This is a genomic window from Micromonospora sp. WMMD710 (assembly GCF_029626045.1).
Taxonomy (GTDB): domain Bacteria; phylum Actinomycetota; class Actinomycetes; order Mycobacteriales; family Micromonosporaceae; genus Micromonospora.
Genome location: NZ_JARUBD010000001.1, coordinates 5,413,944 through 5,426,314, shown reverse-complemented (window position 1 = coordinate 5,426,314; position 12,371 = coordinate 5,413,944). Strand labels below are relative to the sequence as shown.

The window sequence follows — 12,371 nt, the reverse complement described above, 5'->3', positions numbered from 1 at the left end:
GGTTCTCATACCCTCGTTCCATCCGTACCGGTACAACGAGGCAACCCGTCGGCCGGACGCCCGATGGCGCACAGGGTCAGCGGCGGCGGGCCCGTCCGCCCCGGGTCCGCTTGCTGGCGGTGGGGCGGGCCGGGCCGACCATCCGCTCGCGCACGATCTCCACGACGGTCGTGGGCGGGTCGATGACTCCGACACCGCAGAGGTGCACGGTGGGCTCCCCTCCGCCGACCCGCGCCACCACATCGGCGTGCTCCTCGATCTCCGCGGCGGCGGATGATCCCTTGAGGGCCAGGAGCCGGCCGCCGCGCACCGCCAGTGGCAGGCTCCAGGTCGCCAGGCGGTCCAGTGGTGCGACCGCGCGGGAGGTCACGACGTCGCCGCTGATCGGATCCCGTCCGCTCGACCCACTGGCGGCCTCGTCGGCCCGACCCCGGAACACCCGTACCGATCTGGTCAGGCCGAGCCGCTCGACGACCTCGATGAGGAACGACGTCCGTCGCGCGAGCGGTTCGATCAGCGTGACCGTCAGGTCGGGGCGCGCGATGGCCAGGACCAGGCCGGGCAGGCCGGCGCCGGAGCCGACGTCGAGCACGGTCGCCGCGGTCGGGATCCGCTCGGCGACCGCGGCGCAGTTGAGCAGGTGCCGGTCCCAGATCCGGGGCGCCTCGCGGGGGCCGATCAGGCCGCGGACCACGCCGTCGGTGGCCAGCAGTTCGGCGTACGCGGCAGCCAGGTCGAGCCGGTCACCGAAGAGGGTGAGCGCGGCGGGCGCGAGGTCGGGTGGCAGTGCCGCGTCGCCCGGCGAGGGGATGTGGTCGTCCTGTGCCGGGGCGGTGTCGGTGTCGCCGGGCCGGACAGCGGACGGCCCGGGCGGCGTGCCGCCCGGGCCGGTCACGGCGTCGGCCGTGGCGTCGTCGTGTGTCACCCGATCAGTCCGCCGGCCGTACGACGATGCGCCGGTTCGGCTCGACACCCTCGGACTCGCTCTCCACGCCGGACATGGCGTTCACCACGTCGTGCACGCACTTGCGCTCGAACGCGGACATCGGCTCCAGCCGGACCGGCTCGCCGTACTCCTTGACCTTCTCGACGGCGTTCTTGGCGACCGCGGCCAGTTCCTTGCGGCGGTTCGCCCGGTAGCCGCCGACGTCGAGCAGCAGGCGGCTCGGAGTCCCGGTCTGCCGGAAGACGGCGAGCCGGGTCAGCTCCTGGAGTGCCTCCAGGGTGGCCCCGCGCTGACCCACCAGGTTCTGCAGGCGCGCGCCGACCACCTCGACCACCGGGCGGCCGCCGGCCACCAACTCGTCGATGTCACCGTCGTAGTCGAGGATGTCGAGGAGCCCCTCGACGTAGTCGGCTGCGATCTCGCTCTGCCGGAACAGGTCGCCCTCGCCCGTGGCCTTCTTCGCCCGGCCGCCGGCGGTGGTCTCGGTGTCGTCGGTCTCGGCGTCGTCGTCGGTGTCGTCGTCCACCGCGAGCGGTGCGGTCTCCTCCTCGTCCAGGGACTGCTCGGCGCGGGGGATGCTGGTCTCGGTCACGGTCTCATCTCCGTACTCGCTCGGCCGGACCGTCGGGTCCGACTGGTTTCCCGGGGCCGGCTGGAGGTCGCCGGTGCCCGCGGGCACGTCTGTACGGGCAGTGTCGCCCGTGGCCGCGTCAAGCGCGGTCGGTTCCGTCCGGCGCCGACCGTACGGCGGCTGCGCGGTGCGGAACGGGCCGCCGCCGGTTGCCCGACGACGGCCCGGACGAGTCAGCCCTGCCGCTTGGCGGGGCGGCTCTTCTTCGGGTTGGTGGGCTTGGCACCCGGCTTCGGGCCCGCCACCTTGGGCGCGGTGGCCTTCACCGGCGCCGGCGGGGCGGCCTTGGAACGCCCGAACAGACCGGCGGACTTGGCGGGCTGGACCGGGTTGCGGCTGGCGGCCGGGGCGGTGGCCTTCTTGGCGGTCACCGGCGGCGGGAACTTGCGGAGCACCCACTGCTGCTGGCCCAGCGTGAAGAGGTTGTTGGTGACCCAGTAGATGATCACGCCGATCGGGAAGATCGCACCGGAGATCAGCAGCGACGCGGGGATGCCGTAGAGCATCAGTCGCTGGATCATCCGCTGCTGCGGGTCCTCGGCCCAACCGGTCTTGAGGATCATCTGACGGCTGGTTAGGTAGGTGGTCGCGATCATCACCAGGACGAGGACACCAGCAATAATCTTGACGGTGGTGCCGTTGGCGCCGAGGCTGGCCAGCTCGTCGGCCGTGGAGCCGAACTTGCCGGCGATCGGGGCGGTGAAGAGCTTCGCCTGCGAGGCGCTCTGGAACTGGTCGACGGTCCAGCCGTACAGGGTCTTGTTCTGCTTGTCCGGGTCGAGCCGGCGCAGCACGTGGAAGAGGCCGAGGAAGACCGGGATCTGGAGGAACATCGGAAGGCAGCCCATCAGCGGGTTGGCCTTTTCCTTCCGGTAGAGCTCCATCATCTCCTTCTGGAGCGTCTCCCGGTCACCCTTGTGCTTCTCCTGCAGCTCCTTGACCTTGGGCTGGAGCGCCTGCATCGCCCGCTGCGACTTGATCTGCTTGACGAAGACCGGGAACAGGATCACCCGGACGGTGACCACCAGGAAGATGATGGACAGGATCCAGGCGAAGTTGGTGCCGATCACCGCGCCGACGGGCACCCCGATGGCGTCCCACGCCGAGTGCCAGGTCAGCAGGATCCACGAAATCGCGTAGTAGATCCAGTCGAGACTCAGACTCAATTCGGGGCTCCAGTCACATCAGCACGACGGCGGCCGCCCGGCTCCGGCACCGGGTCATGTCCACCAGGGTGAAAGGGGTGGCAGCGCAGCAGCCGCCGGACCGCGAGAGCGGCTCCCCGGATCGCGCCGTGGCGGACGACGGCCTCCTGGGCGTACGCACTGCACGACGGGTAGAACCGACAGCGGGCCGGCAGTGCCGGACTTATCCACCGACGGTACGCGATGATGGGTGCGATCAGCACCCTGGCCGCACCGGTTGGCACCGTGCCCGGGTCACCGCTCATCGGGACCGCCGCTCTCGGGGCGAACGCGCGACCGCGATGGCGGCGTCCAGGTCGGCGGCGAGCCGGGGGTACGACGCCTCGGCCGCCGCAGGCAGCGCCCGCACGACGAGGGTGCTGCCGGCCGGGAGTGCGGCCAGCCGCTCTCGGGTCAACGCCCGCAGCCGACGCCGCACCCGGTTGCGGACCACCGCGTTGCCGACGGCCTTGGACACGACGAAGCCGGCGCGGGTCGACGCGGAGGACTGCTCCACGCCAGCGTCCCGCGCCGGCTCCGGCGAGGTCACTGTGCTGGGGTCGGTGGTCGCCGGCACGGTCAGGTGGACGACGACGGCGCCTCGTCCGGCGCGTCGGCCACCGCGGACCGCTGCGGCGAAGTCAGTGCTGCGCCGCAGTCGCTGTGCGGCGGCCAGCACGACTGCCCACGTTCCCCGGACCGGCCCGGTCGGCTCAGGCCGACAGGGTGGTGCGACCCTTGGCGCGACGGCTCGAGAGGATGGCACGGCCGGCACGGGTGCGCATGCGCAGCCGGAAGCCGTGGGTCTTCGCGCGCCGGCGGTTGTTCGGCTGGTAGGTGCGCTTGCTCACGTCAGGCTCTCCGTTTTCGTACGCGCCCCGCGCGACGGGATCGCCGGGGTCGTGGGGTGGTCCAGGCCACCTCGACGGTGGCCACCGATCGGTGCTGCCCGGCGGAGCGGGACCTCGGCGATGCGGGGATGCGACCGCGGACAGCAAGCACCCATCACCCTAGCAGAGGGCGAGAGAGCAGCCGCTCCAGCCTACGCAGGGGGGCAATGACCGTCAAACACCCCGCAACGGCGGACAACGGGGCCGGGGCAGGGGACTCGCCCGGGACCGAAGGGGCGCTTTTCGCTGATGCCGACAAGGGCGCCTCCGCGCCGCCGGTTGATGGCGCAGGGACAACGCTGTTACCGTGCCCGATTGCGGTGAGCGTCGGCAAGCTCCGGTCGTCGCACAGGCAAGACCGGACAAGGCAGTGAATCGTTCGGCACGGTGAACCCGCTCAGCGCCCGTTCAGGCAGGGGGCAGGTCCCACCCGGGTCCGGCGGGCGGCCACCATCGGTCTGCACACAGGTTGTGGATAACCTGTGGACGACCACCGGTCGACCGTCCGGGTGGGTGATGTTCCACCCCGCGAACGCGGCGGGCCCGGGACGGCCGGCTGGCAGACAGCGGCGGCCGGGAGCAGAGGCGAGGGGGTGGCACGACGGTGGCCGGTACGACCGACCTTGCCGCGGTGTGGTTGGCGGCGACCGACGAGCTCGCCGACGAGATCATCTCCGCCCAGCAGCGCGCCTACCTCCGACTGACCCGGCTACGGGCCATCGTCGAGGACACCGCGCTGCTCTCCGTTCCGGACGCGTTCACGCGGGACGTGATCGAGTCGCGGCTGCGCCCGGCCATCACCGAGGCGCTGACCCGCCGGCTCGGCCGACCGATCCAGGTGGCGGTCACCGTGCGGGTGGCCGAGGACGCCAGTGGCCGCCCGGCCGGCACCGTCTACCGCAGCACCCCGGAGCCGGGGTCGATCGACGTCGACGGTCCGCCCGCCGGACCGCTCGACGACGAGCACCCTGGTCGACCGCTGAACGACCAGCTCATCCCCGACCAGCAGCGCGGGTCGTACGCCTCGGAGTCCGGCGCCCCGCCGGCACCCGCCGGTCCGCCCCTCGCGCCGACGGCCGACGGGCACCGGTCGGGGCTGATCCCGACCAGCCGTGACGGGCAGGAGGCACTCTTCAGCGCGTCGTCGTTCGTGGAGCCGCTGCGATCGCCCCGTCCGGGGCCGGACCGGCGCGGCTACGACGAGCAGGCCGCCCGCCTGGACCCGCCCGGCCCGGACACCAGGCCGTACGAGCCCCGCTACCGCGAAGAGGCGGCGACGCCGCGGGACCAGCACGTGATCCGCGCGCTGCCTCGGGACAGCGGGACGGACAGCGGGCCGGGTCGCAGCGGGGTGGACCACCGTGCGGGGGGTCGTGACGACCGGCGGCTGCCCGGTGCGGACACCGGCGGTAACCGGCTCAACCCGAAGTACATGTTCGAGACGTTCGTCATCGGCTCGTCCAACCGGTTCGCGCACGCGGCGAGCGTGGCGGTGGCGGAGTCACCGGCGAAGGCGTACAACCCGCTGTTCATCTACGGGCACTCCGGGCTGGGCAAGACCCACCTGCTGCACGCCATCGGGCACTACGCCACGACGCTCGGGAACGCCCGCTCGGTCCGGTACGTCTCGACCGAGGAGTTCACCAACGACTTCATCAACTCGCTCCGGGACGACAAGACGAGTGCGTTCCAGCGGCGCTACCGCGACGTCGACATCCTGCTGATCGACGACATCCAGTTCCTGGAGAACCGCGAGCGCACGCAGGAGGAGTTCTTCCACACCTTCAACACCCTGCACAACGCCAACAAGCAGATCGTGATCACGTCCGACCGGTCGCCGCGCCAGCTCGCCACCCTTGAGGACCGGATGCGAACCCGGTTCGAGTGGGGGCTGCTGGCCGACATCCAGCCGCCGGACCTGGAGACGCGGATCGCGATCCTGCAGAAGAAGGCGGCGCAGGAGCGGATGTACGCCCCGCCGGACGTGCTGGAGTTCATCGCCTCCCGGGTGTCGAACTCGATCCGGGAGCTGGAGGGCGCGCTGATCCGGGTGACCGCGTTCGCCAGCCTCACCCGGTCGACCGTCGAGCTGTCGCTGGCCGAGGAGGTGCTGCGGGACTTCATGCCCGACGGCGCCGGCCCGGAGATCAACGCCGACCAGATCATGGCGTCGACCGCCGACTACTTCGGGGTGAGCCTGGAGGACCTGCGTGGCCAGTCCCGCTCCCGGGTGTTGGTCAACGCCCGGCAGGTGGCCATGTATCTGTGTCGGGAGCTGACCGAGCTGTCGTTGCCGCGGATCGGGCAGGCGTTCGGCGGTCGGGACCACACCACGGTCATGCACGCCGACCGCAAGATCCGACAGCAGATGGCGGAGCGGCGTTCGCTCTACAACCAGATCGCCGAGCTGACCAACCGGATCAAGCAGAACACCTGAGGGGTACGCCGGCCGCCTCGGCGGCACGCTGCCCGGGACGGACACGCCCGGCCGGATCTCCGGCCGGGCGTTCTTTTTTTCCTCTTCCAGCGGCCGTCCGCTTGACCCTCGACATGGTGCAGACCACAGCATCGAGGCCGTGTCCGCCTCGATTGCCACTCGTTGTCCACAGCTCGTTGTCCACCGGCGGTGGATAACTACAGTCGGTCCGCCGCCGGTTACCCACAGGTTGTGGACAAACCCTGTGCACGACGCTGTGGACGCTTGGGGACAACCGTCACGTTGTCCACCGGTGATCATCGCCCTGTGCACGAGCTGTTGAAGGTTCTGGGGATGACGGCAATGGTGATCTTCACGGCGATCCACAGGCTTGGGGAGAAAGTCGGTGGATTACCGGTGGACAACCGGTGGACAACGGTGGACAACCGGCCGTCGGGACCGGGCTGTGGACACAGAAGCCGGTTGTCCCCCCGGTTCTCCACAGCCAAATCACCGGTGGATAACCTGTCTGAGCTGCGCAAACCCGGGTTCTCCACAGTTTGCACAGGTGCGATGAAGACGATGAGTTATCTCTTCTAAGAGAACAGAAACCAATCATCACCGTTGGGCTTTCTGTGGATCGTGCCGAACGCTGCCGGAGCAGACGTCAGCAGCGACACGATCCACGGGGTCGGGCGCACAGCCGATGCCGCCGCGCCCTAAGGTGCGATGGGTACCCGCACGGTCGGGCGGGACGGTAGGCAGCGGTCGGCATGAGAGAGTTGTCGCTGACGTCGACGCGGAGGCATTGATGAAGTTCCGAGTGGAGCGCGACGCGCTCGCCGAGGCCGTGGCGTGGACCGCGAAGAGCCTGCCGAACCGGCCATCCGTACCGGTGCTCGCCGGGGTGATGCTCCGCGTCACCGATGGCAACCTGCGGGTCTCCGGGTTCGACTACGAGGTCTCCAGCCAGGTCACCGTCGAGGTGCAGGGTGACGCCGACGGCGCCGCGCTGGTCTCCGGTCGCCTGCTCGCCGAGATCACCAAGGCACTGCCCGCCAAGCCGGTGGACATCGCCGCGGTCGGCGCGCACCTGGAGCTGGTCTGCGGCAGCGCCCGGTTCACCCTGCCCACCATGCCGGTGGAGGACTACCCGGCACTGCCGGAGATGCCGCAGAGCGCCGGCACGGTCGACGCCGCCGCGTTCGCCACCGCGGTCGCCCAGGTGGCCATCGCCGCCGGCCGGGACGAGACACTGCCGATGATGACCGGTGTCCGTGTCGAGCTGTCCGGCAGCACCCTGTCGATGCTCGCCACCGACCGTTACCGGCTCGCGCTGCGGGAGATCCAGTGGCGGCCGGACGACCCCGAGGTGAGCATCAACGCCCTGGTGCCGGCCCGCACCCTGAACGACACCGCCAAGGCGCTCGGCCCGCTGGGCGGCGAGGTCACCCTCGCGCTCGCGCAGGGCGCCGCCGGTGAGGGCATGGTGGGTCTCGCTGGGGGCACCCGGCGTACCACCAGCCGACTGTTGGACGGCGCCAACTACCCGCCGGTGCGCTCGCTCTTCCCGGCCACCCACAACGCCGAGGCCCGCGTGCCGGTCAGTACCCTCATCGAGGTGGTCAAGCGGGTCGCCCTGGTCGCCGAGCGCGCCACCCCGGTGCTGCTGAGCTTCAGCGCCGACGGTCTGGTCGTCGAGGCCGGCGGCTCCGAGGAGGCACGGGCCAGCGAGGCGATGGAGGCCACCTTCACCGGGGACGCGCTGACCATCGGCTTCAACCCCCAGTACCTCATCGACGGCCTGGCCAACCTTGGCGCGCAGACCGCCGTGCTCTCGTTCGTCGACGCCTTCAAGCCCGCGGTGATCTCACCCGCCGGCGAGGATGGCGAGGTCATTCCGGGGTACCGGTACCTCATCATGCCGATCCGCGTGTCTCGCTGATCGAGCCCAGCAACACCCAGATCCACGGAGGTAGAAACACATGCAGCTCGGCCTGGTAGGACTCGGCCGGATGGGCGGCAACATGCGCGAGCGGTTGCGGGCGGCCGGCCACGAGGTGGTCGGCTTCGACCACAACGCGCAGCTGAGCGACGCGACGAGCCTCGCGGAGCTGGCGAACAAGCTCGAGTCCCCGCGCGCGGTTTGGGTCATGGTGCCCGCCGGCGTCACCGATGCCACCATCGACGAACTCGCCGCGGTGCTCGGCGAGGGCGACATCATCATCGACGGCGGCAACTCGCGGTTCAGCGACGACGCCCCCCGGGCCGAGCGGCTCAACGAACGCGGCATCGGCTACCTCGACGTGGGCGTCTCCGGCGGCGTCTGGGGCCGGCAGAACGGCTACGGCCTGATGGTCGGCGGTGCCCAGGAGCACGTCGACCGGCTCATGCCGATCTTCAACGCGCTCAAGCCGGAGGGCGAGTTCGGCTTCGTGCACGCCGGCCCGGTCGGCGCCGGGCACTACTCGAAGATGGTGCACAACGGCATCGAGTACGGCCTGATGCACGCCTACGCCGAGGGCTACGAGCTGCTCACCGCCTCCGAGCTGGTGACCAACGTGCCGGGTGTCTTCAAGTCCTGGCGGGAGGGCACCGTCGTCCGTTCCTGGCTGCTCGACCTGCTCGACCGGGCCCTCGACGAGGACCCGGAGCTGGCCGAGCTGAGCGGCTACACCGAGGACACCGGCGAGGGCCGGTGGACGGTCGACGAGGCGGTCCGGCTGGCCGTCCCGCTGAACGTCATCACCGCCTCGCTGTTCGCCCGGTTCGCCTCCCGGCAGGACGACTCACCCGCCATGAAGGCCGTCGCCGCACTGCGCCAGCAGTTCGGTGGCCACGCCGTCCACAAGCGCTGAGCGGTATCCACACCCTGTGTACGTCCACCGGCTGGAACTGGTCGACTTCCGCTCGTACGAGCGGGTCGCCGTCGACCTCCAGCCGGGGGCGAACGTCCTGACCGGCGCCAACGGCGTCGGCAAGACGAACCTCGTCGAGGCGCTGGGCTACGTGGCGACCCTGGACTCGCACCGGGTCGCCACGGACGCCCCCCTGGTCCGGATGGGCGCCGCCTCGGCGGTGATCCGCTGCGCGGTGGTGCACGACGGCCGGGAACTCCTGGTCGAGCTGGAGATCGTGCCGGGCCGGGCCAACCGCGCCCGGCTGGGCCGTTCCCCGGCTCGACGGGCCCGCGACGTGCTCGGTGCGCTGCGGCTGGTGCTCTTCGCCCCGGAAGATTTGGAGCTGGTCCGGGGTGACCCGGCCGAGCGTCGCCGCTACCTCGACGACCTGCTGGTCAACCGCCAGCCCCGGTACGCGGGCGTGCGGGCCGACTACGAGCGGGTGGTCAAGCAGCGCAACGCCCTGCTGCGCACCGCGTACCTGGCCCGCAAGACGGGTGGATCCCGTGGCGGCGACCTCGGCACCCTGGCCGTCTGGGACGCCCACCTGGCCCAGCACGGCGCGGAGCTGCTCGCCGGCCGGTTGGAGCTGGTCGCCGCGCTCATCCCGCACGTCGCCAAGGCGTACGACGCGGTGGCCGCCGGTCGGGGCGCGGCGGGCATCGCGTACCGGCCCTCGATCGAGTTGGCCGAGCCGACCACCGACCGGGCCGCGCTGGCCGAGGCGCTGACGGCGGCCCTCGCGGCGTCACGCTCGGCCGAGATCGAACGGGGCACCACGCTGGTCGGCCCGCACCGCGACGAGTTGGCGTTGACCCTCGGCCCGCTGCCCGCCAAGGGGTACGCCAGCCACGGCGAGTCGTGGTCGTTCGCGCTCGCGCTGCGGCTGGCCGGCTACGACCTGCTGCGCGCGGACGGCATCGAGCCGGTGCTGGTGCTCGACGACGTCTTCGCCGAGCTGGACACCGGGCGCCGGGAACGTCTGGCGGAGCTGGTCGGCGGGGCGAGCCAACTGCTGGTGACCTGTGCCGTGGACGATGACGTGCCGGCTGCCCTGCGCGGCACCCGCTACCAGGTCGGCGAGGGGACGGTCCGCCGTGTCGGATGAGCCGCGCACCAACGGTCGAGGTGGCGGGGCGACCGGTGAGGGGGGTACGGCACGGCCGAAGGCCACCGGTGGTGGCGACGCCGCGGGCGCGCGTACCCCCGGATCGGAAGCGGTCGGCGGTGACGGGCCGGCGCCCGCCGGCCCGGAGCTGGCCAGGGCGGTGCTCGACGCGGCGCTGTCCCGCCGGCAGGCGGCGGCCCGCGCACGGCGTACCCCCGCTGGTGGCTCTGGTGGCGATGGCGCCGGCGGCTCGGGGCGGAGGCTGCGCGGCTATTCCGGCCCGGGCCCCGACCCGCGCGACCCGCAGCCCCTCAGCGCGGTGCTGAACCGGCTGGTGAAGGCGCGCGGCTGGCAGCAGCCCGCGGCCGAGGCCACGGTGTTCGGCGCGTGGGAGCGGGTGGTCGGCGCGGAGGTCGCGCAGAACAGCCGGCCGGTGAAGCTGGAGAACGGCGAGCTGACCGTGGAGGCCCGTTCGACCGCGTGGGCGACCCAGTTGCGGCTGCTGGCCGGTTCGCTGCTCAAGCAGATCGCCAGCGAGGTCGGCCACAACGTGGTGCGCAAGCTGCACATCCACGGCCCGGCCGCGCCGTCCTGGCAGAAGGGGCCGCGCCGGGTGCGTGGCCGGGGGCCGCGCGACACCTACGGCTGAGCGGGTGGGTCATGTGCGCCGGTCGGCGCGCCGGCGTTCGCGCTGTTCCCGGGTGTAGCGCTTGCGCTCGGCCAGGTCGCGCTTCCAGGCTTCGCGGGCCTCGGCCGAGCCGCCCTGGATCGCGCCCTGGACGCCGTCGGCCGGACCGGCGAGGTGCCGGTAGGCCCACCGCAGGAACCGGCCGCCCTCGCCGGGGGATCTCGTGGCCGCGCCGTCCTCGCTCATCTGGGCCTCCACCCTGCCGCCATATGATTGGTACACCAACAGTTGGTGTACCAATGGTTGGTACGATAGCCATCGTGCATCGGGAGGGCAACAGATGAGCGAACCGCCGGCCGGCGGGGATCCGCTGGCACTGGAACAGCAGGTGTGCTTCGCCCTGTCGGTGGCGGCACGCAGCGTCGTGGCCGTCTATCGGCCGCTACTGGAACCGATGGGCCTGACCCATCCGCAGTACCTGGTCATGCTGGCGCTGTGGCAGCACGCGCCGCTGTCCGGCCGCGACCTCAGCCGCCTCCTGCAGCTCGATCCGGGCACCCTGTCGCCCCTGCTCAAGCGGCTCGAAGCGGCCGGCTACCTGCGCCGCGAGCGTGACGCCGCCGACGAGCGCAGCCTCGCGGTCACCCTCACCGCCAGCGGAACGGCGCTCCGCGAGCAGGCGGAACGCATCCCGGCCGCGATCGTCGAGCGGCTCGGCCTGCCGCTCGAGGACCTGCGACACCTGCACGCGGTGCTCACCCAGGTGATCGCCGCGGCCAACCGACCCGGCGACCCCGCACCGCAGGCCGGGGTGGCCGGTCAGGCGTCGGCGTAGACCGCGAAGCCGCGCTCGGCGCAGCGCCGGTAGAAGGCGGCCAGCACGCCCAACTCGGCGCAGGTGAAGTTCCACTGCGGCGGGTCGCCGCTTTCGTCGCGCAACGCGTCGAGCCGGCTCTCCAGCCACCGCAGCTGCTGCTCGGCCAACCGGCCGTCGCCGAGCAACCCGCGCAGCACGATGCTGACCGAGTCGAAGGTGACGGCCTCGCCGTACTCCCGGTGGCCGGCCACGAACCGCTCGATCCCGCCGGCGATCCAGGCGCACCCGTCCGGGTCGATCACCGGGTCCTCGTCCTCGGCTGCGGCGTCTGTGGCGTACAACACACCTTCCAGCCCGAGGAGGAGATCCACCAGTTCGGTGTACGCGGTCGCCCGGACGGTCCCGGTCTTCGCGATCAGCTCGGCCAGCGCCGCCGTCGGCGCGGAGATTCGCGGCACGTCGACGATCTCGCCGAAGTCGACGAACTCCGCCGGCGCGACCGGATCGTAGAAGCGGCCGGTCCGCGGCCAGTGCACCGCGACGTTGTCCAGCCCCATCTGTCACCTCTTAAAGAGCACGTGTCGGGTCGATCGGGTCGATCGTCCCGGTTCCGGCCGGTAAAGATCAAGGGCGGTTCCGGGGCGCCGCAAACGTACGGCACGGGCGGCCCGACCGCGACCCCCGACCCGCCCGGGTGCGGGTCAACCCGTTCGGGGACGGCGCGTGCGATCGGAGCCTGGCGTGTGGGGGGAGTCGCGGGCAGCGGGGTTCTGCCGGCTACGGACATCTCAGCCGCCTCGTTGAGGGTGCCGAGTGGTGGTTCTGTCCTCCGCGCACAGTAGGATTGATGG

Annotated in this window: 14 protein-coding genes; 6 read left to right on the top strand and 8 right to left on the bottom strand. The window is 71.5% G+C overall.

From position 1 onward, the window contains the following. Nucleotides 1-76: 76 nt before the first annotated feature. From rsmG to rpmH, 6 genes are all read right to left on the bottom strand, one after another. Nucleotides 77-925: a 16S rRNA (guanine(527)-N(7))-methyltransferase RsmG gene (rsmG, locus tag O7620_RS25125; RefSeq protein ID WP_278125508.1), complete on the bottom strand. Its 849-nt coding sequence runs from the start codon at nucleotides 923-925 to the stop codon at nucleotides 77-79. Between the two features lie 4 nt (nucleotides 926-929). Next, on the bottom strand, nucleotides 930-1,538 hold the full coding sequence (locus O7620_RS25120; RefSeq protein ID WP_278125507.1) for a R3H domain-containing nucleic acid-binding protein: 609 nt from the start codon (nucleotides 1,536-1,538) through the stop codon (nucleotides 930-932). A 212-nt stretch (nucleotides 1,539-1,750) separates the two neighbouring features. After that, entirely contained in the window at nucleotides 1,751-2,737 is a 987-nt protein-coding gene (gene yidC / locus O7620_RS25115) for a membrane protein insertase YidC (RefSeq protein WP_151487731.1), read from the bottom strand. 2 nt (nucleotides 2,738-2,739) lie between these two features. Then, entirely contained in the window at nucleotides 2,740-3,027 is a 288-nt protein-coding gene (gene yidD, locus O7620_RS25110) for a membrane protein insertion efficiency factor YidD (RefSeq protein WP_278125505.1), read from the bottom strand. Further along, the gene (rnpA, locus tag O7620_RS25105) at nucleotides 3,024-3,440 is read right to left on the bottom strand and encodes a ribonuclease P protein component (RefSeq protein WP_278125504.1); all 417 of its coding nucleotides are present in this window, start codon (nucleotides 3,438-3,440) and stop codon (nucleotides 3,024-3,026) included. Before rnpA ends, yidD begins: the two co-directional genes overlap by 4 nt. A gap of 34 nt (nucleotides 3,441-3,474) precedes the next feature. After that, nucleotides 3,475-3,612, bottom strand: coding sequence for a 50S ribosomal protein L34 (gene rpmH / locus O7620_RS25100; protein WP_007453904.1), 138 nt, complete (start codon nucleotides 3,610-3,612; stop codon nucleotides 3,475-3,477). Nucleotides 3,613-4,255: 643 nt separating this feature from the next. On the opposite strand from rpmH, the gene dnaA reads away from it, so the two are divergent. The 5 genes from dnaA (at nucleotide 4,256) to O7620_RS25075 (ending at nucleotide 10,724) form a co-directional block, all read left to right on the top strand. Continuing rightward, nucleotides 4,256-6,088: a chromosomal replication initiator protein DnaA gene (gene dnaA, locus O7620_RS25095; RefSeq protein ID WP_278125503.1), complete on the top strand. Its 1,833-nt coding sequence runs from the start codon at nucleotides 4,256-4,258 to the stop codon at nucleotides 6,086-6,088. Nucleotides 6,089-6,878: 790 nt separating this feature from the next. Then, nucleotides 6,879-8,012, top strand: coding sequence for a DNA polymerase III subunit beta (dnaN, locus tag O7620_RS25090; RefSeq protein ID WP_278125502.1), 1,134 nt, complete (start codon nucleotides 6,879-6,881; stop codon nucleotides 8,010-8,012). A gap of 40 nt (nucleotides 8,013-8,052) precedes the next feature. Continuing rightward, nucleotides 8,053-8,925 (top strand): phosphogluconate dehydrogenase (NAD(+)-dependent, decarboxylating), encoded by an 873-nt coding sequence (gene gnd, locus O7620_RS25085; protein WP_278125501.1) that lies wholly within the window; start codon nucleotides 8,053-8,055, stop codon nucleotides 8,923-8,925. Nucleotides 8,926-8,941: 16 nt separating this feature from the next. After that, nucleotides 8,942-10,075, top strand: a complete 1,134-nt coding sequence (recF, locus tag O7620_RS25080) for a DNA replication/repair protein RecF (RefSeq protein WP_278125500.1) — start codon at nucleotides 8,942-8,944, stop codon at nucleotides 10,073-10,075. Then, entirely contained in the window at nucleotides 10,065-10,724 is a 660-nt protein-coding gene (locus tag O7620_RS25075) for a DciA family protein (RefSeq protein WP_278125499.1), read from the top strand. Before recF ends, O7620_RS25075 begins: the two co-directional genes overlap by 11 nt. A 9-nt stretch (nucleotides 10,725-10,733) precedes the next feature. Here O7620_RS25075 and O7620_RS25070 read toward each other — a convergent pair whose 3' ends face one another. Then, nucleotides 10,734-10,949 carry a hypothetical protein gene (locus O7620_RS25070; RefSeq protein ID WP_278125498.1) on the bottom strand — a complete coding sequence of 72 codons (216 nt, stop codon included), beginning with the start codon at nucleotides 10,947-10,949 and terminating at the stop codon, nucleotides 10,734-10,736. Between the two features lie 94 nt (nucleotides 10,950-11,043). On the opposite strand from O7620_RS25070, the gene O7620_RS25065 reads away from it, so the two are divergent. Next, nucleotides 11,044-11,538, top strand: coding sequence for a MarR family transcriptional regulator (locus O7620_RS25065; protein WP_278125497.1), 495 nt, complete (start codon nucleotides 11,044-11,046; stop codon nucleotides 11,536-11,538). Here O7620_RS25065 and O7620_RS25060 read toward each other — a convergent pair. Beyond that, the gene (locus O7620_RS25060) at nucleotides 11,523-12,077 is read right to left on the bottom strand and encodes a hypothetical protein (protein WP_151487699.1); all 555 of its coding nucleotides are present in this window, start codon (nucleotides 12,075-12,077) and stop codon (nucleotides 11,523-11,525) included. The two genes, O7620_RS25065 and O7620_RS25060, sit on opposite strands and share 16 nt — an antisense overlap. Between the last annotated feature and the right edge of the window lie 294 nt (nucleotides 12,078-12,371).

What these genes read in the sequence shown, in the direction of transcription:
- yidD (WP_278125505.1), bottom strand. Translation starts at nt 3,027, where the DNA reads ATGAGCGGTGACCCGGGCACGGTGCCAACCGGTGCGGCCAGGGTGCTG.
- dnaN (WP_278125502.1), top strand. Translation starts at nt 6,879, where the DNA reads ATGAAGTTCCGAGTGGAGCGCGACGCGCTCGCCGAGGCCGTGGCGTGG.
- gnd (WP_278125501.1), top strand. Translation starts at nt 8,053, where the DNA reads ATGCAGCTCGGCCTGGTAGGACTCGGCCGGATGGGCGGCAACATGCGC.
- O7620_RS25070 (WP_278125498.1), bottom strand. Translation starts at nt 10,949, where the DNA reads ATGAGCGAGGACGGCGCGGCCACGAGATCCCCCGGCGAGGGCGGCCGG.
- O7620_RS25065 (WP_278125497.1), top strand. Translation starts at nt 11,044, where the DNA reads ATGAGCGAACCGCCGGCCGGCGGGGATCCGCTGGCACTGGAACAGCAG.
- O7620_RS25060 (WP_151487699.1), bottom strand. Translation starts at nt 12,077, where the DNA reads ATGGGGCTGGACAACGTCGCGGTGCACTGGCCGCGGACCGGCCGCTTC.